This window comes from Streptomyces sp. NPDC089424 (genome assembly GCF_044749345.1).
In the GTDB taxonomy this organism is placed as follows: domain Bacteria; phylum Actinomycetota; class Actinomycetes; order Streptomycetales; family Streptomycetaceae; genus Streptomyces.
This window is the reverse complement of record NZ_JBIVHU010000010.1, coordinates 39,438-65,255: the sequence shown is the minus strand read 5'-3', so window position 1 is coordinate 65,255 and position 25,818 is coordinate 39,438. Positions and strand designations below refer to the sequence as shown.

General features: G+C 71.9%; 22 protein-coding genes and 1 pseudogene. 10 read left to right on the top strand and 13 right to left on the bottom strand.

Features of this window, described 5'->3' with window-relative positions; translation table 11 throughout:
- Positions 1–87 precede the first annotated feature (87 nt).
- Complete coding sequence (locus tag ACIP2X_RS33135) at positions 88–1,500, top strand: Cys-Gln thioester bond-forming surface protein (RefSeq protein ID WP_401680419.1); 1,413 nt, start codon at positions 88–90, stop codon at positions 1,498–1,500.
- A gap of 188 nt (positions 1,501–1,688) precedes the next feature.
- A pseudogene (locus tag ACIP2X_RS33130) lies at positions 1,689–2,093 on the top strand (IS5 family transposase); the annotation flags it as partial.
- 6 nt (positions 2,094–2,099) lie between these two features.
- Here the strand turns inward: ACIP2X_RS33130 and ACIP2X_RS33125 are convergent.
- Entirely contained in the window at positions 2,100–2,660 is a 561-nt protein-coding gene (locus ACIP2X_RS33125; RefSeq protein WP_401680416.1) for a hypothetical protein, read from the bottom strand.
- Between the two features lie 458 nt (positions 2,661–3,118).
- Here ACIP2X_RS33125 and ACIP2X_RS33120 point away from each other — a divergent pair, with 458 nt between their 5' ends.
- The 4 genes from ACIP2X_RS33120 (at position 3,119) to ACIP2X_RS33105 (ending at position 6,835) form a co-directional block, all read left to right on the top strand.
- Complete coding sequence (locus tag ACIP2X_RS33120; RefSeq protein WP_401680413.1) at positions 3,119–3,325, top strand: hypothetical protein; 207 nt, start codon at positions 3,119–3,121, stop codon at positions 3,323–3,325.
- Between the two features lie 65 nt (positions 3,326–3,390).
- Positions 3,391–4,833, top strand: a complete 1,443-nt coding sequence (locus tag ACIP2X_RS33115) for a glycosyltransferase (protein ID WP_401680410.1) — start codon at positions 3,391–3,393, stop codon at positions 4,831–4,833.
- 51 nt (positions 4,834–4,884) lie between these two features.
- Positions 4,885–6,222, top strand: coding sequence for a UDP-glucose dehydrogenase family protein (locus ACIP2X_RS33110; protein WP_401680407.1), 1,338 nt, complete (start codon positions 4,885–4,887; stop codon positions 6,220–6,222).
- A gap of 184 nt (positions 6,223–6,406) precedes the next feature.
- The gene (locus ACIP2X_RS33105) at positions 6,407–6,835 is read left to right on the top strand and encodes a hypothetical protein (RefSeq protein WP_401680404.1); all 429 of its coding nucleotides are present in this window, start codon (positions 6,407–6,409) and stop codon (positions 6,833–6,835) included.
- Here ACIP2X_RS33105 and ACIP2X_RS33100 read toward each other — a convergent pair.
- Positions 6,832–7,428 (bottom strand): DUF6928 family protein, encoded by a 597-nt coding sequence (locus tag ACIP2X_RS33100; RefSeq protein ID WP_401681231.1) that lies wholly within the window; start codon positions 7,426–7,428, stop codon positions 6,832–6,834. The genes ACIP2X_RS33105 and ACIP2X_RS33100 overlap by 4 nt on opposite strands.
- Entirely contained in the window at positions 7,374–7,589 is a 216-nt protein-coding gene (locus ACIP2X_RS33095) for a hypothetical protein (protein WP_401681257.1), read from the bottom strand. The genes ACIP2X_RS33100 and ACIP2X_RS33095 overlap by 55 nt, the downstream gene beginning before the upstream one ends.
- A gap of 310 nt (positions 7,590–7,899) precedes the next feature.
- Between ACIP2X_RS33095 and ettA the strand changes: the two genes are divergently transcribed.
- The 3 genes from ettA to ACIP2X_RS33080 are packed head-to-tail and all read left to right on the top strand — an operon-like array spanning position 7,900 to position 10,653.
- The gene (gene ettA / locus ACIP2X_RS33090; protein ID WP_401680401.1) at positions 7,900–9,564 is read left to right on the top strand and encodes an energy-dependent translational throttle protein EttA; all 1,665 of its coding nucleotides are present in this window, start codon (positions 7,900–7,902) and stop codon (positions 9,562–9,564) included.
- A 4-nt stretch (positions 9,565–9,568) separates the two neighbouring features.
- Positions 9,569–9,979, top strand: a complete 411-nt coding sequence (locus tag ACIP2X_RS33085) for an acyl-CoA thioesterase (RefSeq protein WP_401680398.1) — start codon at positions 9,569–9,571, stop codon at positions 9,977–9,979.
- On the top strand, positions 9,976–10,653 hold the full coding sequence (locus ACIP2X_RS33080; protein ID WP_401680395.1) for a hypothetical protein: 678 nt from the start codon (positions 9,976–9,978) through the stop codon (positions 10,651–10,653). Before ACIP2X_RS33085 ends, ACIP2X_RS33080 begins: the two co-directional genes overlap by 4 nt.
- A gap of 27 nt (positions 10,654–10,680) precedes the next feature.
- Here the strand turns inward: ACIP2X_RS33080 and ACIP2X_RS33075 are convergent, their stop codons facing one another.
- A complete protein-coding gene (locus ACIP2X_RS33075) occupies positions 10,681–11,085 on the bottom strand; it encodes a globin (RefSeq protein WP_401680392.1) in 405 nt (134 codons plus the stop codon).
- A 106-nt stretch (positions 11,086–11,191) separates the two neighbouring features.
- On the opposite strand from ACIP2X_RS33075, the gene ACIP2X_RS33070 reads away from it, so the two are divergent.
- On the top strand, positions 11,192–12,181 hold the full coding sequence (locus ACIP2X_RS33070; RefSeq protein WP_401680389.1) for a methyltransferase domain-containing protein: 990 nt from the start codon (positions 11,192–11,194) through the stop codon (positions 12,179–12,181).
- A 23-nt stretch (positions 12,182–12,204) separates the two neighbouring features.
- On the opposite strand, the gene ACIP2X_RS33065 is transcribed toward ACIP2X_RS33070, so the two are convergent.
- The 9 genes from ACIP2X_RS33065 to ACIP2X_RS33025 all read right to left on the bottom strand — a co-directional run bounded on the left by ACIP2X_RS33065 (position 12,205) and on the right by ACIP2X_RS33025 (position 25,813).
- A complete protein-coding gene (locus ACIP2X_RS33065; protein ID WP_401680386.1) occupies positions 12,205–14,145 on the bottom strand; it encodes an FHA domain-containing protein in 1,941 nt (646 codons plus the stop codon).
- A gap of 82 nt (positions 14,146–14,227) precedes the next feature.
- Positions 14,228–15,574 carry a VWA domain-containing protein gene (locus tag ACIP2X_RS33060; protein ID WP_401680383.1) on the bottom strand — a complete coding sequence of 449 codons (1,347 nt, stop codon included), beginning with the start codon at positions 15,572–15,574 and terminating at the stop codon, positions 14,228–14,230.
- Between the two features lie 104 nt (positions 15,575–15,678).
- Positions 15,679–16,989, bottom strand: a complete 1,311-nt coding sequence (locus ACIP2X_RS33055) for a PP2C family serine/threonine-protein phosphatase (RefSeq protein ID WP_401680380.1) — start codon at positions 16,987–16,989, stop codon at positions 15,679–15,681.
- Entirely contained in the window at positions 16,990–19,524 is a 2,535-nt protein-coding gene (locus ACIP2X_RS33050; protein WP_401680376.1) for a tetratricopeptide repeat protein, read from the bottom strand.
- Positions 19,521–20,864, bottom strand: coding sequence for a hypothetical protein (locus tag ACIP2X_RS33045; protein WP_401680373.1), 1,344 nt, complete (start codon positions 20,862–20,864; stop codon positions 19,521–19,523). Before ACIP2X_RS33045 ends, ACIP2X_RS33050 begins: the two co-directional genes overlap by 4 nt.
- 48 nt (positions 20,865–20,912) lie before the next feature.
- Positions 20,913–21,929, bottom strand: coding sequence for a glutamate ABC transporter substrate-binding protein (locus ACIP2X_RS33040; protein WP_401680370.1), 1,017 nt, complete (start codon positions 21,927–21,929; stop codon positions 20,913–20,915).
- 14 nt (positions 21,930–21,943) lie between these two features.
- A complete protein-coding gene (locus ACIP2X_RS33035; RefSeq protein WP_401680367.1) occupies positions 21,944–23,395 on the bottom strand; it encodes a hypothetical protein in 1,452 nt (483 codons plus the stop codon).
- Positions 23,396–23,579: 184 nt separating this feature from the next.
- The gene (locus ACIP2X_RS33030) at positions 23,580–24,554 is read right to left on the bottom strand and encodes an N-acetylglucosamine kinase (protein ID WP_401680364.1); all 975 of its coding nucleotides are present in this window, start codon (positions 24,552–24,554) and stop codon (positions 23,580–23,582) included.
- On the bottom strand, positions 24,545–25,813 hold the full coding sequence (locus ACIP2X_RS33025; protein ID WP_401680361.1) for a 6-phospho-beta-glucosidase: 1,269 nt from the start codon (positions 25,811–25,813) through the stop codon (positions 24,545–24,547). Before ACIP2X_RS33025 ends, ACIP2X_RS33030 begins: the two co-directional genes overlap by 10 nt.
- Positions 25,814–25,818 lie beyond the last annotated feature (5 nt).

Below are 25,818 nucleotides of genomic sequence, written 5' to 3'. Positions count from 1 at the left end.
GATGCCGAACATGGCTCTTGTGGCTTGAGCTTCTGCTGGTGGGACCGTACCCCCCACGTCAACGGGTCCTGCTCGAAGGGGAATTCTGTGTTTTCTTCGTTCTCCGCACTGTCCGCGTGCGGGCGGGGCGCAGCCCGTGTCGCCGCCGTGGCGCTGGTGTCCGGACTCGCTGTCGGCGGCGCCCTGGTGACGGCCGGACCCGCCGTCGCCGACACCGCGCCCGCGCAGCCCCAGGGCGGAGCGGCCGCGACCATGGGCGGCTTGAAGACGTACGGCGCGGCGAGAGTGCACTCCGACGAGGGGGATCTGGAGATCTCGGCGGGCCTGTTCGAGATGTCCGTCGAGGGCGGCGGCATGCTGCAGACGTACTGCGTGGACATCCACAACCCCACGCAGAAGGACGCCGAGTACCACGAGACGCCCTGGAGCGGCACCTCCCTGGCCGCCAACGACGACGCCGGCCGGATCCGCTGGATCCTGCAGAACTCCTATCCGCAGGTGAACGACCTGGCGTCGCTGGCGAAGAAGGCGGGCGTGCGGGGCGCCCTGAGCGAGCAGGACGCGGCGGCCGGTACGCAGGTGGCCATCTGGCGGTACTCGGACGGGGTGGACGTCGAGGCCGTCGACCCGGAGGCCGAGAAGCTCGCCGACTTCCTGCAGCGGAGCGCCCGAGGCGTGGCGGAACCCCCGGCGTCGCTGACGCTCGACCCGCCCGCGCTCTCCGGTCACCCCGGTGGACTGCTCGGTCCGGTGACCGTGCACACCGACGCGGAGAGCGTGACGGTGACCCCGCCGGCCGACGCCGCGGTGAGGGGGGTGCGCGTCGTCGGCAAGGACGGCAAGGACGCCACCACCGCGAGGGACGGCAGCGAGCTGTTCTTCCTGGTGCCGGAGGACACGGCGGACGGCTCGGCCGAGCTGACCGTGCAGGCGTCGACCACCGTGCCGGTCGGCCGCGCCTTCGCCTCCGAGACCAGAAGCCAGACACAGATCCTGGCCGGTTCGAGCGAGTCGACGGTGACGGCGACGGCGGGTGCGAACTGGGCGGAGAAGGGCGCCGTGCCCGCGCTGTCCGCGACGGAGAACTGCGCCGAGGGCGCCGTGGACATCGCCGCGATCAACGAGGGCGACGAGGCGTTCACCTTCGATCTGATGGGCGCCGAGTACACCATCGCGCCCGGTGAGACGCGCACGGTGAGCGTGCCCCTCCAGGAGGACCAGGCCTACGACTTCACGATCACGGGCCCCGGCGGTTACGAGAAGCGCTTCACCGGCGTCCTCGACTGCCGCACCCAGGCGGGCGAGGTCTCCGAGGCGGGCGAGACGACCCAGATCCTCACCCAGCCGAGCCCCGCGACGATCGGCAGCACCTCCGCCGACGTGAACCTCGCCGCCACGGGCAGCTCCGGCGCGACCCCGGTGATCGCGGGCGTGGCGATCGGCCTGGTGGTGATCGGCGGCGCGGCACTGGTCCTGATCCGCAGGAAGAACCAGCCCTGACCCGAGCCATAACTCCCGGCCGGACACCGGCGAGGCGGCAGGACGGCGAAACGGCGATTTAGACGGTGCCTTGATTGGCGCTGGCTCGTTGCGTCGAGCATCGCCATAGTTGAGCGGCTGGTGCCGGACGGGTTGTGGGAGATCTTCCAGGCGGTGGCGCCGGAGCCACCGGTACGCGCCCAAGGTGAATTCACGTCATGTGTGACCGCAACGGGCCGCCGATCCCGGTGGGCTTCTCCGGCGCCAACCTCCACGACAGCCAGGCCCTGATACCGCTGATGCGCGGCATCCCGCCGATCCGCTCCCGCTACGGGCCCCGGCGCCGCCGCCCGGCCAAACTCCACGCGGGCAAGGGCTACGACTCCGACCATCTGCGCGGCTGGTTGCGCCGTCGACGGATCGTGCCACGCATCGCCCGCCGTGGCATCGAGCCGTCCGGCCGCCTGGGCCGGCAACGCTGGGTGGTCGAGCGCACGATGTCCTGGCTGAACGGCTGCCGCCGTCTGCACTGCCGCTACGAACGCACGGCCGAGCACTTCCTCGCCTTCGTCGGCATCGCCGGCGCCCTCATCTGCTACCGCCGACTCATTTGATGAGGCTCACCAGTGGTGCCAGACCTCTGCGGGAGTGATGTCCCAGGAACTGCCCGCGAATTCTCCCGTGTTGAAGAACGATGCCCAGCTCAGGACCGTATCGCCGGCGCGCTGCGCGCCCCGATCGAACCCGAAGTCGGGCCAGCACAGGTCGCCCGTGAGGCAATACGAGATGCCCAGGCCACGTTCAACAGCGCACGACTCCATCTCCGCGTCCACCTCCGACGGCACACGGCCAATCAGGCGGATCCCCTCGCAGGTGACCTGGGGGCCGCGCAGCCCATCAACGAGCACGCAGGTCAAGCCCACGTCTTCGACGAAGTAGCACTTCACAGCAGAGCGATGCTTGACCGAATCGGCCCTGCGAAACTCCACGCGCCACTGGGCCCGTTGCGGATTCCACCGCTCGATCTCACGCTCCTCGGCTGCGAAGTCATGCCCCGCCATGATTGCTACTGCCTCATGTCGATCGTCTCCGAAGCTCAGCGGCCCAACCGTCCGGCAGGGAACGTAGTCCCACTGCTCCCGCTCCGAGTCCGCCAGCACCGCCCAGTGGCCCATGTCCATCGACGCATGATTGTCCACACGGTGATGCCGACACAATCTGACCGATGACCCAGAGGAAGCACCCAGGTCCACGATCCCGCCCTCGTATCGCAGCCAATCAGAACGAGATCTTGGAAGCCCACGGAATCTGATCCGGTCATCAGAGCCGTGGGCTTCTCCCGTTCCAGGGCTCAGCGAGGTCGCTGTTCGGCGCAGTTTCGATCACTCCACGCCATCCTTACCGAGCCCGGTACGAAGCCGGGAACCTAGAAGAATCGTTTTCCTTTCGGATCTACAAGTTTCCTGGAAGCAGTTCCAGATGCTGGAAGCAGAACACGGTCGCGCCTGATCGATCTCGCGTTTGTCATTGCGCGCTTTTTGTCAGATGCACGCCCCAGGGAAAGCTGCACGAAAACCGCACATCTCATATGCTCCGCGTCAACTCAGCTACACCTGTTACTCCCAGGGGGGATTTTTTTATGTCTGGACACGGTCAGCTTGCGCAGACCGGAGCGCCGGTGCTCGTGGTAGGTGGGACCGCCTATCCGATCGGTGGCTGGATGCTCGCTCTCGCCGCCGCGCTCGTGTGCCTGGGGCTGCTGACGGCCCGGTTCGGATACCGCCGCAACCTGGCGGCGAGCCAGGCCTCGAAGCCCGCGGCTCACCCGCGCCGGCACCGCGGGTGAGCCGCCGCCGGCGCGAGAACCGGCCGGTGCTGAGCGCTCATCAGCACCGGTCGGGGACCGTCCTCATGGGGATCGTCGTCCTTCTGGCGGCAGCGGCGTGGACGACCCATCACGCAGTTGTCGCGCTCGACGCGACCCCTGAAGCGGCGAGCCGCCTCAGGGTGGTGTGGATCTGCCTGTTCCTCGTCTTTCTGATGCAGACCTTCATGTATCACTTGGAGCGTGTGCCGCGACTCACCGAGCGGGTCTCACGCCAGTTGGCGGCACTGCACGTATCCATTCTCGTTCCCGTCTACAACGAGGACCCGGGATATCTGAAGCTGGGTCTGGAGAGCTTTCTTCGGCAGACGCGACTGCCGGATTCCGTGCATGTCGTCGACGACGGATCCACCAACGGCGACTACGCGGAAGTCAGGGCCTGGTGGGAGCGGGAAGCGAACCGCGCGGGTGTCGCGACGACGTGGCAGCGCGTGCCCAACGGGGGGAAGCGGCACGCGCAGGCGCATGGGGTGAGGGTCAGTCCGGAGGCGGACATCTACATCACCTGCGACTCGGATTCCTGCTTCGCGCCGAAGGCCGTCGAGCAGGCCCTGCTGCCCTTCGCGCGGCCACGGGTGCAATCGGTCGCGGGCATCGTGATCGCCACGAACAACAGAGTCAACTGGCTGGTGCGCGTCACGGACCTCTGGTTCGTCGTCTGCCAGCTCGTCGACCGCTCGGGCCAGTCGGCGGTCGGCGCGGTGATGGTCAACTCCGGTCCCCTGGCGGCGTACCGGGCGAACGTGATCCGGGACAACCTCGGCTCGTATCTGAACGAGACCTTCATGGGCCGGACCGTGATGTTCTCCGACGACAGCCTGCTGACGCTCTACGCCCAGCAGCGGGGACTGACGGTGCAGCAGCCGCAGGCCATCTGTTTCACGGCGATGCCGGAGAAGTGGGGTCACTTCGCGCGCATGTATCTACGGTGGATGCGCGGTTCGACGATCCGTTCCGTGTGGCGGATGCGCTATCTCTCTCCGTCCCGTCCGGCGTACTGGCTGCACGCGATGCGCTGGCTTCAGATGGTGCTCACGCAGATGGTCGTCGTCTGGCTGCTCGCCGTGGAGCCTCTGGCCTACGGGAAACTGCCGCCGGAGAGCATGCTGATCATTCCGTTCCTGATCGGCTACGCCCAGGGGCTGCGGTACCTCAGCATCATCCGCTCCGACGAGCGCATCCGCTCGCGCGCGCTGACGTGGCTGACGATGCCGCTGGCGATCGTCCTGGCCTGGACCGTCCTTCGCTTCCTGCGCTGGTACGGCATTCTCACCTGCGCGAGGACCGGGTGGGGCACGCGGCAGAACGGGGCGGAGGTCACGTTGCAGGGGAGCGCGCCCTCGTCGTCCCGTCCCACGGAACCGCTGGAAGTCGAGGTGGCGGATCGCGGGTCGTACGTCCGGATGTACGACCCGCTGGATGAATCGACCCTGGAAATCAAGCAGTACCGCTCGGGCGCGGTGTCCTGACCCGGGGCACCACCGCGCGTCCGTCCTCGCCCTTCAGAAACGAGACCAGAAATGAAGCAACCCCCATCGCATCGCGTCGCGGTCTTCGGCGCCGGATACATCGGCCTGGTCGCCGGCGCGTGCTTCGCCGAACTCGGCCATTCGGTGACCGTGCGCGACATCCAGCCCGGGCGGATCGCGACCTTGCGCGCGGGCTCCGTACCGCTCTACGAGCCCGGCCTCGCAGCGCTGATCGCCCGCAACAAGGAGCGTCTGCGCTTCACCCTGGACGCCGCCGAGGCGGTCCGTGATGCCGAGGTCGTGTACGTCTGTGTGGACACCCCGCCCACGGTGTCCGGGGACGCCGATCTGTCGCGGGTGTGGGCCGTCGTCGAAGCCCTCAAGGGCGCCTCGCACCTGTCCGCCGTCGTCATGAAAAGCACGGTTCCGGTCGGCACCGGCGCCCGGGTGCGCACCGCCCTGGACGCCGCGGGACTGGGGCATGTCGCGTACGCGTCCAATCCGGAGTTCACCGCCGAAGGGCAGGCGGTCGAGGACTTCCTGTGTCCCGACCGCGTCGTGATCGGCAGCGACGACGAGATCACGGCCAAGCTGCTCGTGAACCTGCACCATGGCGTGGACGGGCCGGTGGAGATCATGGACGTCGCCTCGGCCGAAATGGTCAAACTCGCCGCCAACGCGCTGCTGGCGACGAAGATTTCGTTCACCAACGAGATAGCGGCGCTGTGCGAGGCGACGGGCGCGGACATCACCAAAGTCACCCGTGCGACCGGCATGGATCACCGCCTCGGCCCGCACTTCATGCGGGCCGGACTCGGTTACGGCGGAAGCTGCTTCCCCAAGGACTCGCGTGCCCTGCGCGCCCTGGCAAGCAACTCCGGCTGCGGCTTTCCGTTGCTGAGCGCGGTGATCGACGTCAACGACCTTCAGCCGCGCAGGGCCGTCAAACGGCTGAACCAGGTACTCGGTGGCCTCTCAGGGCGCACGGTTGCCCTCCTGGGCATGACCTTCAAGCCGGGCACCGACGACATGCGGGAAGCGCCGAGTACGGTCATCGCCTCGCGTCTGCTCGCCGAGAACGCGCAGGTGCGCTGCTGGGACCCCATGGCTCCGCGACGCGACGACGCACCGTGGGCGTCGACGCACCGCTGTGCGGAACTTCAGGAGGTACTCACCGGGGCGGACGCCGCCCTCATCGTGACGGAGTGGCCCCAACTGCGCGAGGCGGACTGGGACCGGTACCGAACGCTGATGCGGACCCCCGTCCTCTTCGACGGGCGCAATCTCATGGTTCCCGAAAGGATGGAGGAGCTCGGCTACCTCTATCTGGGTGTCGGACGCTCATCCGCCGGGCGACTTCCGGAAGGGCTTCCCACCGCGGCACGATGACCACCCCGCACAGCCCGATGGCGACCGGTTGCCGACGCCGTCGGGCTCCGGGTGGCCCGCCGGGGCGACCACTACGGCGACCGTCGGGCCGCGGAGCTGGACGATCCACCCATCGAGCGATTGTGGGGGTCGCATGGACCACAGTAATTTCCATCTCACCGATCGACGTACCTCGGGGGGCGGGATGGCTGGATACGGTCGTGCGGACAGTGAATGGGACGAGCTGGTGGATGCCGGACGCCGCTTTCTCGTCGAGCGGGCGAAGCTGGGCAAAATCACCTCGTACACCGAGCTCAACGTGACTCTCGCCGGGCGAACGGGCTGTCGTGCCTTCGACTTCGGGCGTCCGGACGAGCGGGCAGCGATGGGGCATCTGCTAGGTCTGATCGTGCAGCGCGATCAGGAGACGGTCACCACGGACCCGCCGCTGATGCTCTCGGCCCTGGTGACCTACCTGGACGCCAACGACGCCGGCCCGGGCTTCTACCAGCTGGCGAAGGAGCTACAGCTCCTGCCGACTAGCGCCTCGGCCGACGAGAAGTTCTGTTTCTGGGTCGAGCAGGTGAAGCGACTCCACGAACGCCACGGGGGCGGGGGCGTGGCTGTGAGCTAGAGGCCGTCGCGTTCGGTCAGTGTGCCGTCGGGCTCGAAGGTGTATCCGCGCGGCGGGCCCATGGCTTGCACGGTTCGTTGCAGCCGTGCTTCCAGCTCCGCGGGATCAGGGCCGTGCGGGTCCCGTACCTGGAAGCCGTGCAGTCGGATGCTGTCCGCGTCGACGTCGTCCGGCTCGGGGCGGCCCTCCTGGATGAAGCCGCAGAGTGCTCGCAGTGCGTCCTCGCCCAGCTCCAAGGGGTGGAAGGGCAGCGGGTACGGTTCTTCGCCCTCGTCCGGCCAGGGGATGACGTCGGCCGGGCGGTCTCCGGTCCAGTACGGCACCTCAAAAGGGAGCGGTTCGCCGATGCTTTCGACGATGCCGCTTTCCGGCGACAGACTCAGGGAACGGAGCAGGTGGCCGTCCTCCCACACGGCGAACGCCAACCGGTCGACGACACTGTGCATGGCGTGCAGGACGAGCCGTCGGCCGGCGCTCGCAGCCACGAGGTGCTCGGGGAGCTGGGAGGGGGCGTCGATCATCACCCGCTGATCACCGATCACATCCACGCCCGGCCAGCTGGCTGCGTACGCCGTTCCCGTCGGTGGGTACACGCCGTCCCAGAGGTCGAGCCCTCGCACTCCTCGATCTCCCAGCCCGGGTAGAGCCGCCGCATCACGGTGACCGTCCGCTCGAGCTCCGCCGTCCCTACGCGTCGCAGCAGATCCGGCACGTCCCCGTCGGCGTACACCAACAGGCCCGTCTTCGCTCCCATAGCCCCTCCCCAAACCCCCAGGCCATCCAGGCACATACGGCCACGGTACCGACGGCTCCAAGATCCGCACTGCCACGGACAACGTCCGCCGCACCATGCACGGCGGAGACCTCCACCGACCGCTCCCAAGGTGGTGACCTGGACGCTGGGCCGGCCGGCGGTGATCGGTGGTGGCAGGCGGTCCGGGGCGTCGATTGCGAAGCCGCAGGTCAGGGGGTCTCTGGGTAACGGGTTTCCTCACAGGGGTGGCGGTGCGGCAAGATGGGGTGTATCTGCCCACTGCCAGATTCAAGCTGCCGGACGGTTTCTCTTGGCTGAGTTCATTTACACCATGCGCAAGGCGCGCAAAGCGCACGGCGACAAGGTGATCCTCGACGATGTCACCCTGAACTTCCTGCCGGGGGCGAAGATCGGCGTCGTCGGTCCGAACGGTGCCGGTAAGTCGACCGTGCTGAAGATCATGGCCGGGCTGGAGCAGCCCTCCAACGGTGACGCCTTCATCTCTCCCGGCTACAGCGTCGGCATCCTCATGCAGGAGCCCACGCTCACCGAGGACAAGACGGTCCTGGAGAACGTCCAGGAGGGCGTCGCCGAGATCAAGGGCAAGCTCGACCGGTTCAACGAGATCGCCGAGCAGATGGCGACCGACTACTCGGACGCGCTGCTCGACGAGATGGGCAAGCTCCAGGAGGAGCTGGACCACGCCAACGCGTGGGACCTCGACGCCCAGCTGGAGCAGGCCATGGACGCCCTGGGCTGCCCGCCCGGCGACTGGCCCGTGAGCAACCTCTCCGGTGGTGAGAAGCGCCGCGTCGCGCTCTGCAAGCTGCTGCTGGAGGCGCCCGACCTGCTGCTCCTCGACGAGCCCACCAACCACCTCGACGCCGAGTCCGTGAACTGGCTGGAGCAGCACCTCGCCAAGTACGCGGGCACCGTCGTGGCCATCACCCACGACCGGTACTTCCTGGACAACGTCGCCGAGTGGATCCTCGAACTCGACCGCGGCCGCGCCTACCCCTACGAGGGCAACTACTCCACCTACCTGGAGACCAAGCAGACCCGTCTGAAGGTCGAGGGGCAGAAGGACGCCAAGCGCGCCAAGCGCCTCAAGGAGGAGCTGGAGTGGGTCCGCTCCAACGCCAAGGGGCGGCAGGCCAAGTCCAAGGCGCGTCTGGCCCGCTACGAGGAGATGGCCGCCGAGGCCGAGAAGATGCGGAAGCTGGACTTCGAGGAGATCCAGATCCCGCCGGGCCCGCGGCTCGGCAGCATCGTCGTCGAGGTCAACAACCTCAACAAGGCCTTCGGCGACAAGGTCCTCATCGACGACCTCAGCTTCACGCTGCCGCGTAACGGCATCGTCGGCGTCATCGGCCCCAACGGCGCCGGAAAGACCACCCTCTTCAAGATGATCCAGGGCCTGGAGGCCCCCGACTCCGGCACGATCAAGGTCGGCGACACCGTCAAGATCTCGTACGTCGACCAGAGCCGCGAGAACATCGACCCGAAGAAGACGCTGTGGGCCGTCGTCTCCGACGAGCTGGACTACATCAACGTGGGCCAGGTCGAGATGCCGAGCCGGGCGTACGTGTCCGCCTTCGGCTTCAAGGGCCCGGACCAGCAGAAGCCGGCCGGTGTGCTCTCCGGCGGTGAGCGCAACCGCCTCAACCTCGCGCTCACCCTGAAGCAGGGCGGCAACCTGCTGCTCCTCGACGAGCCGACCAACGACCTCGACGTCGAGACCCTCTCCAGCCTGGAGAACGCGCTGCTGGAGTTCCCCGGCTGCGCCGTGGTCGTCTCCCACGACCGGTGGTTCCTCGACCGCGTGGCCACGCACATCCTCGCCTACGAGGGTGAGTCCAAGTGGTTCTGGTTCGAGGGCAACTTCGAGTCGTACGAGAAGAACAAGATCGAGCGACTGGGTCCGGACGCCGCGCGTCCGCACCGCGCCACCTACAAGAAGCTGACCCGGGGCTGATCTCTTGCGGCACATCTACCGCTGCCCACTGCGCTGGGCGGACATGGACGCGTACGGCCACGTCAACAACGTGGTGTTCCTCCGCTACCTGGAGGAAGCCCGTATCGACTTCCTGTTCCGCCCGGACAAGGAGTTCAAGCAGGGGTCCGTGGTGGCGCGCCATGAGATCGACTACAAGCGGCAGCTCGTCCACCGGCACGCGCCGGTGGACATCGAGCTGTGGGTCACGGAGATCAGGGCCGCCTCCTTCACCCTCACCTACGAGGTGAAGGACGGCGAGCAGCTCTACGTCCGGGCCTCGACGGTGATCGTGCCCTTCGACTTCGAGGCCCAGCGGCCGCGCCGGATCACCGCGGAGGAACGCGAGTTCCTCGAAAGCTACCGGGACGAAGCGGAGGAGGCCGTCGCCGCATGACGGTGCTCCACCTGGCCGACGAGGGGGAGACGGCGGATCTCGCCGCCTTCCTCTCCCGGCTGCTCCACTACGACCGTGGAGCCGCGGTGCGCCTGCAGGCCGCGGGCACCGCACTCGCCGTCTTCGGCCGGCCGCCGTCCTTCGAGGTGCTGGCGATCCGGGCGGTACGGCTGGCCAAGCCGTACGAGGACGGGCTGGACGTCACCCTCGACGTGACCGTGTCCGCCGGTGAGCTGCTGGAGTCCGTGGACGAGACGGCGGCCACGGCGGCCGTACCGCAGGCGGTCACCGGGCCCCCGTGGGCCGGAGTGCTGCCGCCGCGCGGCGGTTGGCGTCCGGAGCGAGGGCTGCCGGCGGCGAGGAACCTGCGGGCGGTGGTCGCCGGCGTGGTGGGCGAGTTCCGTTCCCGTACGGAGGAACTGCCGCCGGAGGGCCGTACGCGGGCCGAACTCGACCGGATAGGGCGCGAGATCTGGTCCCGGACCGTGGACGGCACCCCCCTGCCCCTGCGGGCCGTGCACGCCGCCCAGTCCCTGGGATTCCTGCGCCCGGCCGCCGGGGCGGAGGAGCCGGCGCTCTTCTCCTCGGGTGCCTGGCTGCGACTGCGCACGCCCTACGGCTCGATCGCCGTGCGGCAGGCCGGACTCGGGATGCTGGGCGTCAGCGTGCGCTGACGCCCGCAGGCGGAAGGGCGGGCCCGCTCAGCCCGCCGTGTTGATCATCGAGGCCGCCGCGTACGTCAGGTACTTCCACAGCGTGTGCTCGTGCTCCTCGGACAGGCCCAGCTCCTCGACGGCGACCCGCATGTGCTTCAGCCAGGCGTCGTGCGCGGCCCGGTCGACGGCGAAGGGGGCGTGCCGCATGCGCAGGCGGGGGTGGCCCCGGTTCTCGCTGTACGTCGTCGGGCCGCCCCAGTACTGGATCAGGAACAGCGTGAAGCGCTCCTCGGCGGGGCCCAGGTCCTCCTCGGGGTACATCGGCCGCAGGACCGGGTCCTCGGCGACTCCCTGGTAGAAACGGTGGACCAGGCGGCGGAAGGTCTCCTCCCCGCCGACCTGCTCGTAGAAGGTCTGCTCCTGAAGCGTGCCGCGCCGAATCTCATTCACCCGTCCATCGTCTCAGACGCGGAGGACGAGGACCTGAGGCTTAGGACCAGGCACCGGCCCGGCCCGGCTGCTCGCCTCGCGCTGTGATGCGCAGCACAGTGGACACATGGGCGCGCACGCACTCGACAAGGGCCTGGAGGCCGTCGCCGCCGCGGCGCGGGCCGCGTTGGTGCGGGAGATCGACGCGAGCGGGGCGTGGGCCGCGGACCCCGTCTGGCGGGAGTCCTTCGCGGCGGTTCCCCGGCACCTCTTCGTGCCCTACTACTACGTGGGAGTCCGGGGAGGTCACGAGCGGCGCTGGGGCGAGAGCCCGGACCCGGACGCCCGGGAGCGCTGGGTGCGCGGCGCCTACGAGGACACCCCGCTGGCGACCCGGATGCGGGACGGGGAACTGGTCTCCTCCAGCAGCCAGCCCTCGCTGATGGCGCTGATGCTGACCGAGCTGCGGGTGGCGGACGGCGACCGGGTGCTGGAGATCGGCGCGGGCACCGGCTACAACGCGGCGCTGCTCGCGCACCGGCTCGGCGACGGCGGCCTGGTCACCAGCGTCGACCTGGAGCCGGAGATCACGGAGTCGGCGCGGCGGCACCTGGACGCCGCCGGGTACCGTCCGGTGGTCGTCACCGGCGACGGGGCGCGCGGAGTGCCCGAACGCGCCCCCTTCGACCGGATCATCGCGACCTGCACCCTGGCGTCGATCCCGCCCGCCTGGCTCGCGCAGTGCCGTCCCGGCGGCCGGATCCTGGCGCCGCTCGCCACCGGGCTGATCCTGCTGACCATGCGGGACGCCGGGTACGCCGAGGGGCACTTCCTGGAGACGCCCGCGTACTTCGTCCCGCTGCGCGGCACCGGACGGCCCGGGCGGGAGCAGCAGCCGCCGCTCGGCGCGGTACCGCGCCGGGGGCGGGAGAGCGAGCTCTTCCGGTTCCTGCTCGCCCTCACGCGCGGCAGCCTCGATCCGGGGGAGGCCTACGCCCTGTGGGAGCGCGAGGGGCGCCCCGCCCGGGAGCGGTACGGCATCACCGTCGGCGGCGGACGTCAGTGGGCGTGGCTGGACGAGCCGGAGGGGCCGTACTCCTGGCCCCTCCCCGTCTGAACCGCCGCCCGGCCCGGCCTCGCTCAGCCGCGGCGGATCGTGATCGTCGTCCAGGCGCCGACGTGGACGCGGTCGCCGTCCTGGAGCTGCACCGGCACGAACGGCTGGATCGGGTCCTCCGCGCCGTTCACCGTGGTGCCGTTCGTCGAGTTCTGGTCGACGACCGCCCAGCTGCCGTCCGGCTGCTGGACCAGCACCGCGTGCTGGTGCGAGACGCCCGGGTCCTCCGGCGGCACCGCCAGGTCGATGTCGGGGGTGTCGCCGGTGGAGTGCCGGCGGCGCCCGATGGTGACCTGGTTGCCGGTGAGGGCGCGCTGCTGCTCCGGGGAGTACGCGGGCAGGTTCAGACCCGCGGCCTCGGGGCCGGAGCGGTGCATCATCGCCATGAAGTAGTCACGGTCGGGACCGATGGTCGCCGTCCACGTCATGGGCCGTTGCGGAGCGGCGGGACCGGGCGGGGGCGCGGAGTGGGCGCCGGGGTGCGGGTAGCCGTAGCCGCCCTGCCCGCCGGGGCCCCCGGGACCGCCGGGGCCACCGGGCTGTCCCGGAGCGCCGGGGCCGGTGGACGGCGGGGAGAGCACCCAGTCGTCGTCACCGCCGCCGAAGGACGGGCCGCCCTGCTGCGGCCGGCCCGTCTCCTGCGGGAAGGCGGGCGGGGCGGGCGGGCCGGACTGGTGGAAGGCCTGCGGGGCGCCCGGGTACGCACCGGGACCACCCGGACCGCCGGGATTGTTCGGCGTCGGACCGGGCGGCGGCGGGACCGGCCGCGACGGGTCGCCCCCGAAGCCGGAGGGGCCGGGCCCACCGGGCCGCTCGCCGAAAGCAGAGGGGCCGCCGGGACCCGAGGGGCCGGGGTTGCCGGGTGCCTCGCCGAAGGGCGGCGGGCCGGAAGGCCCCGGTCCGCCGGGGCGCTCGCCGAATGCCGAGGGCCCGGAGGGGCCGGGTCCGCCGGGGCGCTCGCCGAAGGCCGGGGGACCTGACGGCCCACGGCCGCCGGGCTGCTCGCCGAACGCCGGGGGCCCGGAAGGGCCGGGACCGCCAGGGCGCTCGCCGAAAGCAGAGGGGCCGGAGGGGCCGCCGGGACCCGAGGGGCCGGGGTTGCCGGGTGCCTCGCCGAAGGGCGGCGGGCCGGAAGGACCCGGTCCGCCAGGGCGCTCGCCGAATGCCGAGGGCCCGGAGGGGCCGGGTCCGCCGGGGCGCTCGCCGAACGCCGGCGGGCCGGAGGGCCCACGCCCGCCGGGCTGCTCGCCGAAGGCCGGGGGGCCTGACGGCCCTCGCCCGCCCGGCTGTTCCCCGAAGGGCGGGGGACCTGACGGCCCTCGCCCGCCCGGCTGCTCGCCGAACGCCGGGGGACCTGACGGCCCACGGCCGCCGGGCTGCTCGCCGAACGCCGGGGGCCCGGAGGGTCCGGGCCCACCGGGCTGCTCGCCGAACGCCGAGGGGCCGGGTCCGCCCGGGCGCTCGCCGCCGTAGCCGCCGGGACCACCGGGACCGCCAGGACCGCCGGTCCCCGAGGGGCCCCCGGGCTCGGCGCCGAACGGCGGGATCGGCTCGGCCGGGCGGTTCATCTGCGACGGGCGTGAGCTCTGGTACTCGTACGAGTCACCGCCCCCGAAGGACGGCGGCGGACCGGACGGCCGCTGGAACTGCGGAGCCGAGGTGCGCGGCGCCGCCGGGGTGTACGAGGTCGCGGTGTTGGTGAGGAAGTTCCACCGGCACTCCTCGCAGAACGGCGCACCGCCCTCGCGGGGCGTGCGGCACTGCGGGCACAGCTCGGAGGGCGCGCCGGGCGCGCCGGCGTTCGGCCCACCGGACGGGCCGGGTCCGCCGGGCGGCGGCGGGAAGCCGTAGCCGCCGCCTGGGGGCGGTGGAGGGGGCGGAGGCACGGCACCCGCCATGCGGTGACCGCAGACCTCGCACCAGTCGTCGGAACCCGACTGGTGTCCGTTCGGGCAGGTCGGCATGTCGGCGCTTCCCCCTCTCCTGTTCCGGCCGTTCGGACCGGATTTCTCCAACCCCGGGGGGTCGGGCTCGCTTTGTCTCAGGTCACTTCTTTACACGAACGGTCTTTGTCGACCGAGTTTCGAGCGTCATCTCGTCGGCCTCCGCGACCCTTGCCTTCAGTCGCACAGTACCTGTCGCCGCGTCGACCACGTCCACCACCTTCGCAAGGAGTTTCGCAGTATCGGCGTTGCCGGAGGCTCCGGCGAGCTGAACGGCGCGGCCCAGTTTGGCCGTTGCGCCATCGAAGTCTCCCGATTTGCGCAGATCCAACCCTTGTTGGATGACCTGTGCCAGTTCGGCCTGGCCGGTGTAGTGGGCGACCTGAGGGTTGATCGACGTCGAGGCGACCATGTCGTCGGTCCACACGGCCCGTACCAGTCCCTGGGCGCCGAGGTTCTGGGCGGTGCCGTCGGGATGCGGGATCACCAGCGAGACCCGGGCGGCCAGCATCTCCTGGCCGAGGTGCGCGGCCGGGACCTCGACACAGACGTGGTAGTCACGGGACTCGTCTCCCCAGGAACCGGTGGGGTAGTCCCCGGCGCGCGGGCCCGCCTCGGTGCGGCGTCCGGTCAAGTCCTCGACGGTGGGGGCGACTTGCTTGAGGAACTTGATCGTCGTGCCGACGGGGGTCCACAGCCGCAGGGCGACGTCCGCGACCTCCTTGCCCATCGCCGTCTCCATCATCCGCGTGAAGTCGGCGGCGAGGCCCGCCGGATCGGCGACGATGTCGGCGGTGCCGAGCAGGGCGGAGGCGATGCCTGTGACTTCTTTCACTTCCCAGTCGGTGCCCACACCCCGTGCGTCGCAGGTGAAACGCCCGGCACTGGCCTCCAGCGAGGCCTTCAGATCCTGCGGCGACTCGTGCTCGTTGCGGCCGTCGGTGAGCACGACGCCGTGCCGGATCGCGACGTCCGCCGAGGACAGCAGACGGTCCGCGAGCCGCAGCCAGGTCCCGATCGCGGTGCCCCCGCCGGCGGCGAGCTTGCGCAGTGCCTGCTTGGCCTGTTCGCGGGTGGTGGCGTCGGCGACGGCGAGCCGGCCGCCGCCCGGATAGACCTCCTTGGCGACGTGCGTGCCGCCGATCACCGCGAAGTGCACACCGTCGCGCAGGGTGTCGATCGCGGCGGCCGTGGCGTCCCGCGCGTTGCGCATCTTGGTCGGCGGGTAGTCCATCGAGCCCGAGCAGTCGACCATGATCGCCACGGCCGCGGAGGGGCCCTGCCCCGGCGAGTAGAGGTGGGGTGCCGCGACGGCGCTTCCGACGGTGCCGCCGCCGGTCGCGGTCACCGTGACGATCGCGTTGACCTCCCGGCCGCCCTCCGGGAGGTACTCGTTCTGGTACACGTCCACCGCGAACTGCGGCACGGTCGACTTCGAGAAGTTGGCCATTGTTCGCATCCCCCTTGAACGCCCCACGAGAGGTGGGGCGACGACGGAATCGCGGACCGGTCCCCTCCGGTCCGCTGAGCCTTCCCAGGCCTCCGCGCGCGGCCTCAGGCCGATCCTGCCCCCTGCGAAGGGGCCGGGAACGGCACGACGGCCACTGTTACGTTGTCGTGGCCCCCGCCGTCCAGGGCGTGCCCGACGAGAACCCGCGCGGCGTGCAGCGGGCGCACCGCGGCGTCGGGCGGGAGGACGCCGGCCATCTCCTCGGCCGCCTCCGCGTAGTTCCACAGGCCGTCCGTGCACACGACGACCACTCCGGGGCGGTCCGGCTTGAAGGAAGCCGTGTGCGGCTCCAGTTCGTAGGCGTCCGCGCCGAGCCAGCCGGTGATGGCGTGGGCGCGTTCGTCGGCGTACGCCTCGGCCTCGCTCATCAGGCCGGCGGCGACCATCTGCGCGGCCCAGGAGTCGTCCTCGGTGAGCCGGGCGGCCGGGGCGCCCCGGTCCACCGGCACCCAGTAGACGCGGCTGTCGCCGACCCAGCCGACCACCAGCAGACCGGCGGTGACCACGGCGCCGACCAGGGTGCAGGCGGGCGCGTTCTGGTGCGGTTGGTGCTCGCGGGCGGTGGCGGGTTCGCGGGCCAGCGCGTCCACCGCGTGCGAGGCGGCGACGATCGCGTCGTGCATGGCCTGCTGCGGGTGCGTGCCGAGCGGCAGGGCCGCCAGCAGCGACGCGCTCGCCGCGCGGGAGGCGGCCAGGGAGGCGTCGTCCGGGCGGGTCGCCGAGGACACGCCGTCGCACACGATGGCGACCAGCGCCTCGGAGCCGTCGGGCAGGGCGGTGCGGCCGATGCCGAAGGCGTCCTCGTTGCGGTGGTGACGCAGGCCCCGGTCGCTGACCGCGGCCATCGGGCCGGACTCCTGCTCCATGTGGTCGCGTTCGCGTGGCTGGGCGTGACCGCAGTTCTCGCAGTAGCCGTCGTGGTCGACATGGCCCGTGCGGCAGGCCACGCACACCGTCGGGGGATCGGCGGGCGCGGGGAGGTCGGCGGTGACCCGCGGGTCCGGGGCCTGGAGGGGGTACTCCTCGGGCTCCGCGGGCCGGTCGAAGCGCACGCCCGTCGCCGAGTGGCCGGGGGCGGCCGGGGGCAGGGGGGCGCCGGGCGGGTCCGCCGGCGGATGTGCCGCGGGGGCGGCGGGCGGCGCGCCGTGCCCTCCCGGGTCGGCCACGCCGGGCCGGCCGGCGTCCGGGGCGGTCTGTGCGGCCCCCGAGCCGTTCAAGGTGAGGGTCGGGTTGTCGTCCGGCCGTGGCGGCACGGCGGACAGGTCGTATCCGCACGCACCGCAGAAACGGTCACCCGACTCGAGCGGTTCCTCGCAGCTCGGGCAGGCGGACAGCTGGGGCATCTGCGACATCAACTACACCCATGTCCGGGGGCGGTAACGGTTGGCACGTTCCACCAGGTCGATCCTCTCCTCGCCGCCCCGCGCCAGGCGGGCCAGCGTGCGGTACGAACGCTCCAGGCCGAAGCGCAGCCCGCGTTCGTCCAGGCCGCTGCCGAGCAGCGTCCGTCCCCCGGCGGTGGGGGGTGCGGAACCCTGGCCCCCGGAGAGTATCCAGTCCAGGGCACTGCCGAGCACTTCCGTGGCCAACTGCTCGCGCCGGGTCGGGTCCAGACCGTACGCGTCCAGCGCCTCGACCTGCCCGGCGGCGGCGGTCAGATCCTCCAGGAAGGGTACGTCGCCGGCGGCGGCCGTCCGCTGCCGGAGCCGGGCCCGCACGGCGGCCACCCGTGCCGCCGTGTAGTGGATGGACGACTCCGGCACCGACTCCAGGGTACGCACGGCGCCGCCGCGGTCGCCGGTGGCGAGCTGCACCCGGGCCAGGCCGAACGCGGCGCTCACGAAGCTGGGGTCGGTCGTCCACACCAGCCGGTAGTACTCGGCGGCGTTGTCCAGCTGCCCGAGCACCTCCGCGCACAGGCCGAGGGCGAGCTTGGGGGCCGTCTCGCCGGGGAAGGCGTCGTAGATCGCGTCGAAGGCGAGGGCGGCGGCCTCGTGGTCGCCGGTGGCCAGTGCGGCCACCCCGCGGTACCAGACGACCCGCCAGTCGTCGGGCCGCTCCTCCTCCAGCGCGCGCAGGGCGTCCAGCGCGTCCGCCGGGTCCTCGTTCTCCAGCCGGGCCCGGATCTGCCGCAGCCGGGTCTCCACGGAGGGGGCGGGCGCGGCGGCGATGGCGCTGAGCAGCTCGGCCGGGGCGGTCGCCAGCAGACCGGCGAGGAATCCGGCGTTCGGGTCGGCGGGGTCGACGCGGGGCACGGCCAGGGCGAGGGCGGCGGCACCCGTGCCGACGGGCTTGACGAGGCCGGCCGGGCCGGTGAGGGCGGGCGGGGCGGCACCGGACGGGAGGGGCGCGTCGGCGCCGGTCCCGGCCCGGCGGGCGGGCGCCACGCGCGCCCCCAGCCGCGACACCTCGCCCGCCGACCGGGGGAACAACTCCGTGTCCGTGACCCGCAGTTCGGGTCCGAAAAGCGTCGACAGGGCGGGCCGCGCCCGGCCCGTCTGCAGCGACACGACCTCCCGCAGCACGCCGGTCAGCTGCTCCGTCATCTCCTGCGCGGAGGCGAACCGCCGGGCCGGGTCGGGGTCGGTGGCGCGGACCAGGAGCCGGTAGAACGACTCGTACTGCCGGAAGACCTCGATGGTGTCGGGGTCGGGCAGCGAGTCGGCGAAGACGTTCGTGTAGCCCTGGAAGTCGAAGGTCAGGACGGCGAGCGTGCGGCCCACCGTGTACAGGTCGGACGCCACCGAGGGGCCGGCCTCCGCGACCTCCGGCGCCTGGTAGCCGACCGTGCCGTAGATCGCCGACTCGTCGTCGTCCATGCGGCGCACCGCGCCCATGTCGATCAGCTTGAGCTGGTCCTCGGTCTGGATCGCGTTGTCGACCTTGAAGTCGCAGTAGAGCAGGTTGCGGCTGTGCAGATGGCCGAGCGCCTCCAGCGCCTCGATGCCGTAGGCGCACGCCTGCTCCACCGGCAGCGGGTCGCGCCGCCCCCCGGGCGTACGGCGGGCGTTGGCGATCTCCTTGAGGGACTTGCCGCCGACGTACTCCATGACGATGTACCCGTCGAGGGAGCCGGTGCGCTGGTCGAGGTGCTCGACGAAGTTGTAGATCCGCACGATGTTGGCGTGCTCGATCTCCGCGAGGAAGCGCCGCTCGGAGATCGCGGCGGCCATCGCGTCCTGGTCGCCGGTGTCCAGCAGGCCCTTGAGCACCACCCAGCGGTCCGAGACCGCGCGGTCGACGGCGAGGTAGACCCAGCCCAGCCCGCCGTGCGCGAGGCAGCCCGCCACCTCGTACTGACCGTGCACGATGTCACCGGAGGCCAGCTTCGGCACGAACGAGTACGGGTGGCCGCACTTGGTGCAGAAGCCCTCCGTGCGCCCGGGACGCTCGCCGCGGGCGCGGCCCACCGGCGCCCCGCAGTCCGAGCGGGAGCAGAACCGCTTGCGCTCCGGCACCTCGGGGTTCTCGAGCACCATCGAGCGCGGATCGGGCCGCGGCACCTGCGGCACCTGCACCAGACCCGCTCCCAGCCGGCCCCGGGTCGAGGAACCGGACGTGGAGCCGGAGCTGCGCACCGACACCGAGCGGTGGGAGGAGCTGCGCGACAGCGAGCGGGAGAGCCGCCCCGAGACCGAGCGGCGGGACTTCGACGACTGCGAGGACTGGGACGACGTACGGGAACTGCCGCGGGAGGTGGAGCGGGAGCCGCCGCTTCCCGCCGCGCCCTTGCCGCCGCCGGTGACGCCGGTCGGCGAGGAGCCGACCATGCCGTTCGCGGACACCACCGGCGCCAGGCCGCAGGTGTCGCAGTAGAGCTCGCCGCCGCCGACGTCCTCGTAGCCGCCCTCGCAGCCCGGACGCTGGCAGTTTTGCTGTGCCTGACTCATGAGGACGGCTCCCCCCTGCGGTCCCGGAACTCCGACGGGCCGCCCTGCTGAGGCACCCGTGGCGCGGTGCCGAGCACCTCGGCCGCCGCGTGCTGGAAGCGCAGTACGGCCTGCTCGGCGACCCGCAGATCGCAGGGCGCGCTCCACAGCATGCGGCGGGCCGCGTCGTACCGCTCCATCAGCAGCGGATCCTCCGCCAGGCCGTGCCGGGCGATCTTCGCCTTGTACGCGTCGAGGCGGCCCCGCAGCTCGGCGCGGACCGCGAGCGGCGCGGTGACCGCGGTCAGCGACTCGCGCGCCCGCAGCAGTTCGTCCTCCGCCTTCTGCTCCAGGGACTCCAGGAGCGGGGACAGCCGGTGCCACTGGGCGTGCCTGCGGTACTCGGCGGCCGTCGCGAGCTGCTCCTGCAGCACGGTCGGCGGGCCGCTGACCACCGGCACCTCGGTGGCGGCGATCTTCGCCAGCACCTCGCCGCGGGCGGTGCGCGCCTCGGCGAGGGTGCGGTCCGCGCGCGAGAGCACGTCCCGCAGCTTCACGAGCCGCTGCTCGGCGTCCTTGCGGACGGCCAGCACGGCGTCGATCTCCCGGCGCACCTCCTCCAGGGCGCGCGCCTCCCGGTCGTACACCGTGGTGTCCGGCCGGCCGCCGCCGGGTGCCGAACTGCCCTGCGCGCGCTGCCAGTACGACAACGGGTCGGACACCACCTGCTCGCGCAGCCGGGTCAGGGTGCGGGTGATGCGCTCCAGGTCGTCCCCGGCGGGGTGCTCGCCGGGGCGTACACCGACGGAGTGCGCCAGCTTGCGGGTGCGCTGGAGTTCGGCGGCGAGTAAATCGATCCGGGCGGGCAGCGCCGACCAGACGGCGTCGCAGGCCACGACCATGTCCAGCGACCTGGCGTACAGGTCGTTCATCCGTTCCACCAGCGTGACCAGGGTGAAGCTCTCGCTGAGCCTGCCCGCGCCGTGCAGCGTCGGCGCGTTCGCCATCGCGGCGGCGCCGCCCGCGACCGTGACCGACTCGCCGCGCAGCAGTTCGGTCAGGTCCGCCAGGTCCTCGCGGCTGGACCAGCGGCGCCGGGCGCGGATCTCGCGGGCGGAGCGCAGCGCGTCGCTGTAGGCGTCGAAGTACGCCCACAGCAGCGAGATCGACGCCTCCGTGGCCGCCCAGCGCTCCTCGGTCGTGCCGGTGAGCTCGGCGCCTTCGAGGAGCCGACGGCCCGCGTGGTCCTGGAGGGCGAACAGCGAGGTCTCGATCGCCTCGTGCTCCGCGCCGAGCCGCGCCAGCGCACGGTCCACCTCGTCCCGGTCCATCACCGGACCGGAGGCTCCCGTGACGCCCATCGATCACCTCTCGTCTGCTGGTCTGTGCTGTCGGTCACTGCCTGCCGGTCACCTGTAGCGCGGTGTCGGCGGGGTCGCCGACTCGGAGTCCCTACCCAGCGTCGGGGACAGCCACTTGTCGTACGAGGCCTTCCAACCGCCGTCCGTGCGGTAGTCGGCCAGTATGCGGTTGACCCGGCGTACCAGATCGTCGGCGTCCTTCTTCATCGCCACGCCGTAGTACTCCGTGGTGAACCGCTCGCCCTTCAGCTCCACCGTCGGGTCCTGCGCCGCCTGGCTGGCGGCGAGCGCGCTGTCCGTCACCACCGCGTCCACCTCGCCGAGTTGGAGCCGGACCAGGCAGTCGAGCTGGTTGGGCACGGTGGTGGAGATGTCGGCGGAGGCGGGCAGCTTGCCGGACTTCCGGTCCGCCGCCAGGTTGTCGTACGCCGTCGAACCCGTCGCCGAGCAGATCCGCTTGCCGGCGAGGGTGTCGTCGTAGCCCTTGATCGTCGAGGAGTTGGGGGCGAGGACCTGCTGGCCGGTGAGGAAGTAGGGCGCGGAGAAGGCGACGTCCTCCAGCCGGGAGCAGGTGATGGTCATGGTGCGCACCACCATGTCGACCTGGCCGCTCTGGATCGCGGGGACGCGCTGGTTGGTGGGGATGGCCTTGAACCGGATGCGGTCCGGGGCGCCGAGCAGCTCCTGAGCTATGCGGCGGGCCAGATCGATGTCGAAGCCCTCCAACTCGACGTCACGGGCGGCCGAGTTGGGGTCGCGGTAGCCCCAGCGGAAACTGTTCTGGTCCACGCCGACCGAGACGTAGCCGCGCTGCTTGACGGCCGCGATCGTCTCGCCCTCGGCGCTCGACGGGGACAGGCTGCGGTCCTGGGGGTTCACGCACGTCTCGGCCTTCGCCTGCCGGCCGTCGGCCACGCCCGGGCCGCCGAGGTCCGCGCCGACGACGCCCGCCTGCTGCGTGTGCGGCAGCAGCAGCGCGAAGAGCACCGCGAGGGCGCAGACGACCGCCATGGCGCCCACGCCGCCCCAGCCCTTCAGGCTGGCCCGCAAACGTCGTGCATGCATCGTCACGCCCCCTTTCACCGGTACTCCGAAAGCCTGCGGCCGATGCCCAGCAGCGCGCCCGCCGCGCCCAGCACGGCGAGCAGGGCCGCACCGGCCGGCAGACCGGTCATCGCGTCCCGGCCGTCGCCCGCAGCCCGTTCGAACTCCAGCTTCTCGTGCTTCAGGGCAGTCTCCAGGCTGCGGTCGACGCTGTCGAAGCACTCGCCGGTCGGTTCGTCGCCCCGGTCACCGATGATCTTCCTGAGCGCCGCCTGGTAGTCACCCGCGTCGTCGGCGTCGCGGGCCTGCTGGTGCCGCTGCTTCCATATGTCCATGCTCCCCGCGGCGGTCCGCACGGGCCGCTCGCCCGCCTCGTCGTCGGCGAGGTCCGCGGCGGCCGTGAGACCGGCGGCGAGGTCCTTCATCGAGGCCTGGAAGGCCACGTCGAACCTGTCCTTGAACTCGCCGCCCACCTCGACCGTCTCCGCGCCCCGGCTGACCAGGGTGAGGTTCTCGTTGCCGCGGGCCTTCAGGGAGGCGATGCGTGCGTCGTGCAGGACGTTCAGGGAGCGCACGCCGTGGTCGTAGGAGTCGTCGAGGCCGGCGCGGGCCACGCTGTGGCCGACGACCAGCCACAGCAGCACCACCGTCGTGGCGGCCGTCGCGGCGACCAGGCCGTGGTTCAGGACCCGGTTGGTCCGCGCGTACGAGCGGTGCTGCGCCCAGGCCAGGGCGGCCAGGGCGATCAGGCCGAGCGCGATCGCCGCCCAGGGGTAGGGCGTGGCGTGCGCGTAGTCGCCGCGCAGCCGCTCGTTCTCCGACGTGTAGAGGTCCTCGGCCGCCGGGAGCATCTCGGTCTGCATCGTGTCGTTGGCGTAGCGCAGGTAGGCACCGCCGAGCGGGTAGCCCTGGCGGTTGTTGGCGCGGGCGCGCTCGATCAGGCCCTTGTACTCCGGCAGGAGCCGGTTGAGCTTCGCGATCGTCTGCGCCGAACGGGAGTGCGGATCGGAGCTGCCGGCGGCCAGGACGAGCTTCTCCGCCGCCGTGCGGATGTCCTTCTCGTAGCGCTCGCGGGATTCCTGGGTCTCCTGGCCGCCGGCCAGGAAGCCGCTGGAGGCGGCCGTGTTGGCGTCGGCCAGGGAGCGGTAGATGTCGGCCGCGGCGGAGCTGAGGGGCTGGCTCTTGCGGAGCACGTCGTCGGCGGCGGCCGCGCGGTCGTCGGCCTGCCAGGCGGAGACCGCGCCGAACGCGACGACCAGCAGGGCGAGGACCGCGCCGATGAGGCGCAGCCGCCCCGGCTCGGTGGCCGCGGCGGCGCGCAGCCGGTCCGCGCCCTCCGCGAAGGCCGTGCGCCGGGGCGGGGCGACGGCGCCCCGCGCCCCTGCGGGCGCGGGGCGCGCGGGGGCCGGCTGCTGCGGCGGCACCGTGGGCAGGGTGGGCACGCCCGGCGCAGGTGGCGCCGCGCTGCTCCTGGGCGGTTGTGTCACTCCTGACCTCCCCCGTGGTCATCCGTCGCCGCAAGTATCGCTGCCGGGACCGGCATCCGCACCGGCCTTGCGTGGATCTTGCTGGATCCCGATGCCCGCAGCACCCCCTGCCCATGAATACGCCGGTGGAATCGGTTCGGTTCCCGTGCAGGCGGTGACACCGCGCGCCCCCCGCGCGCGCCCCTCAGTCCTCGAAGTGGGCCCGCACCCGCTCCCGTGCCTCGGCCGTCACCACCCCCAGCCGGTCCAGTCCCAGCAGTGCCGCGCCGAGGACCGGACTCGCCGTCACCACCCGGGGCACCGCCTTCGGAGCCCGCGCCGCGAGCAGATCGCGGACCCCGTCGTCGAGTTGGGGGTGCCGGGCCGCCAGCACGCTGCCCCCCAGCAGCACCGGCGTCTCCTCGTGCAGCAGGTCCAGCCGGGACAGGGCGACCGTCGCCATGCTCACGACCTCCTCGGCCAGCCGGTCGACCAGGGCGCGGGCGACCGGGTCGCCGTCGGCGGCCGTGGCGAAGAGCACCGGCGCGAGCTCGTGCCGGCGGCCGGGCGGCACCCGCTCCAGGTGCAGCGCCTCGATCAGCGCGTACATGGAGTCGAGCCCGAAGTGCGCGGGCAGGGTGCGTGCCAGCTCCGTCGGTCCACCGCGTCCGTCCTCCGCGCGGGCGGCGTGGTAGAGGGCCTCCTCGGCCATCCCCCAGCCCCCGCCCCAGTCCCCGGAGACCCGCCCGATCGCCGGGAACCGCGCGGTGCGCCCGTCGGGCCGCATGCCGACGCAGTTGATGCCCGCCCCGCAGACCACGGCGACGCCGCGCGGCTCGGTCACCCCGGCCCGCAGGATCGCGAAGGTGTCGTTGCGGACGTCCACGGTGGCGCCCCACGCGCGCGCGTGCAGCGCCTCGGTCAACCGCTCCTCCTCCACGGGGAAGTCGGCGTTGGCGAGGCAGGCGGAGACATGCGTGACGGAGGTGACGCCGGCCTTCGCGAAGACCCGTTCCACCACCTCCGCGAGGACGTCCGTGGCCGCCTCGACCCCGACCACCGGCGGCCGGAAGCCACCGCCGCGCGCGGTCGCGAGCACCCTCCCGTCCTCCGCCACCACGGCGGCGTCGGTCTTGCTGTTGCCGGCGTCGACGGCGAGGACACGTGCGGTCAGGCCCACGCGAGATGCTCCCGGTTGTGTGCGATCAGCTGGTCGGTGAGGGTGCCGGCGTACTCGTACTGGCCGATGAGGGGATGGGCCAGGAGCGCCTTGAACACCCGCTCCCGGCCGCCGCGCAGGGCCGCGTCCAGGGCGAGGTCCTCGTACGCCGTCACGCTCGCCATCAGGCCCGCGTACAGCGGGTCCACGGCGGCGACCGGCAGGGGCTGCGGGCCGCCGAGGGAGCCGACCGCCGCCTGCACCTCGATCACCGCGTCGTCGGGCAGGAAGGGCAGCGTGCCCCGGTTGTAGGTGTTCACCACCTGGTGCGGGCTGCCGGCGCCGCCCAGCAGCGCCGCCGCCAGGTCCACGGCCGCCTCCGAGTAGAAGGCGCCGCCCCGCCGGGCCAGCAGCTCCGGCTTCTCGTCGAGTGCCGGATCGGCGTACATCCGCAGCAACTCGCCCTCCATGGCCGCCACTTCCTCGGCCCGCGAGGGCTTGGTGCGCAGTTCCCGTACGACCTCGTCGTGCGCGTAGTAGTAGCGCAGGTAGTACGACGGGACCACGCCGAGACGGTCCAGCAGATCGCGCGGCAGGCGCAGGTCGGCGGCGATCGTGTCGCCGTGCTCCGTCAGCAGCTTGGGCAGCACGTCCTCGCCCCCGGCGCCGCCCACGCGGACGCCGGTCTCCCAGGTGAGGTGGTTCAGGCCCACGTGGTCGAGGTGGACGTCGGCCGGGGTGAGCCCGAGCAGCGCCGCGAACTTGCGCTGCAGGCCGATCGCCACGTTGCACAGCCCGACCGCCTTGTGGCCGGCCTGGAGCAGGGCGCGGGTCACGATGCCGACCGGGTTGGTGAAGTCGATGATCCAGGCGTCCGGGTTGGTCCGCCGCACCCGTTCGGCGATGTCGAGCACCACCGGCACCGTGCGCAGCGCCTTCGCCAGGCCGCCCGCACCGGTGGTCTCCTGGCCGATGCAGCCGCACTCCAGCGGCCAGGTCTCGTCCTGCCGGCGGGCCGCCTGCCCGCCGACGCGCAGCTGGAGCAGCACCGCGTCGGCGCCCTCGACACCGGCGTCCAGGTCCGAGGTCGTCACCACCCGGCCGCCGTGCCCCTGCCGGGCGAGGATCCGCCGGGCCAGGCCGCCCACCAGCTCCAGCCGGTCGGCAGCCGGGTCGACGAGCACCAGCTCCTCGACGGGCAGGGTGTCCCTCAGACGGGCGAAGCCGTCCACGAGTTCGGGGGTGTAGGTCGAACCGCCGCCGACCACGGTGAGTTTCATACGTC

What these genes read in the sequence shown, in the direction of transcription:
- ACIP2X_RS33060 (WP_401680383.1), bottom strand. Translation starts at nt 15,574, where the DNA reads ATGGCCAACTTCTCGAAGTCGACCGTGCCGCAGTTCGCGGTGGACGTG.
- ACIP2X_RS33045 (WP_401680373.1), bottom strand. Translation starts at nt 20,864, where the DNA reads ATGGGCGTCACGGGAGCCTCCGGTCCGGTGATGGACCGGGACGAGGTG.
- ACIP2X_RS33050 (WP_401680376.1), bottom strand. Translation starts at nt 19,524, where the DNA reads ATGAGTCAGGCACAGCAAAACTGCCAGCGTCCGGGCTGCGAGGGCGGC.
- ACIP2X_RS33025 (WP_401680361.1), bottom strand. Translation starts at nt 25,813, where the DNA reads ATGAAACTCACCGTGGTCGGCGGCGGTTCGACCTACACCCCCGAACTC.
- ACIP2X_RS33065 (WP_401680386.1), bottom strand. Translation starts at nt 14,145, where the DNA reads ATGCCGACCTGCCCGAACGGACACCAGTCGGGTTCCGACGACTGGTGC.
- ACIP2X_RS33080 (WP_401680395.1), top strand. Translation starts at nt 9,976, where the DNA reads ATGACGGTGCTCCACCTGGCCGACGAGGGGGAGACGGCGGATCTCGCC.
- ACIP2X_RS33115 (WP_401680410.1), top strand. Translation starts at nt 3,391, where the DNA reads ATGGGGATCGTCGTCCTTCTGGCGGCAGCGGCGTGGACGACCCATCAC.
- ACIP2X_RS33105 (WP_401680404.1), top strand. Translation starts at nt 6,407, where the DNA reads ATGGCTGGATACGGTCGTGCGGACAGTGAATGGGACGAGCTGGTGGAT.
- ACIP2X_RS33070 (WP_401680389.1), top strand. Translation starts at nt 11,192, where the DNA reads ATGGGCGCGCACGCACTCGACAAGGGCCTGGAGGCCGTCGCCGCCGCG.
- ACIP2X_RS33120 (WP_401680413.1), top strand. Translation starts at nt 3,119, where the DNA reads ATGTCTGGACACGGTCAGCTTGCGCAGACCGGAGCGCCGGTGCTCGTG.
- ACIP2X_RS33040 (WP_401680370.1), bottom strand. Translation starts at nt 21,929, where the DNA reads ATGCATGCACGACGTTTGCGGGCCAGCCTGAAGGGCTGGGGCGGCGTG.
- ACIP2X_RS33095 (WP_401681257.1), bottom strand. Translation starts at nt 7,589, where the DNA reads ATGGGAGCGAAGACGGGCCTGTTGGTGTACGCCGACGGGGACGTGCCG.
- ACIP2X_RS33125 (WP_401680416.1), bottom strand. Translation starts at nt 2,660, where the DNA reads ATGGACATGGGCCACTGGGCGGTGCTGGCGGACTCGGAGCGGGAGCAG.
- ACIP2X_RS33110 (WP_401680407.1), top strand. Translation starts at nt 4,885, where the DNA reads ATGAAGCAACCCCCATCGCATCGCGTCGCGGTCTTCGGCGCCGGATAC.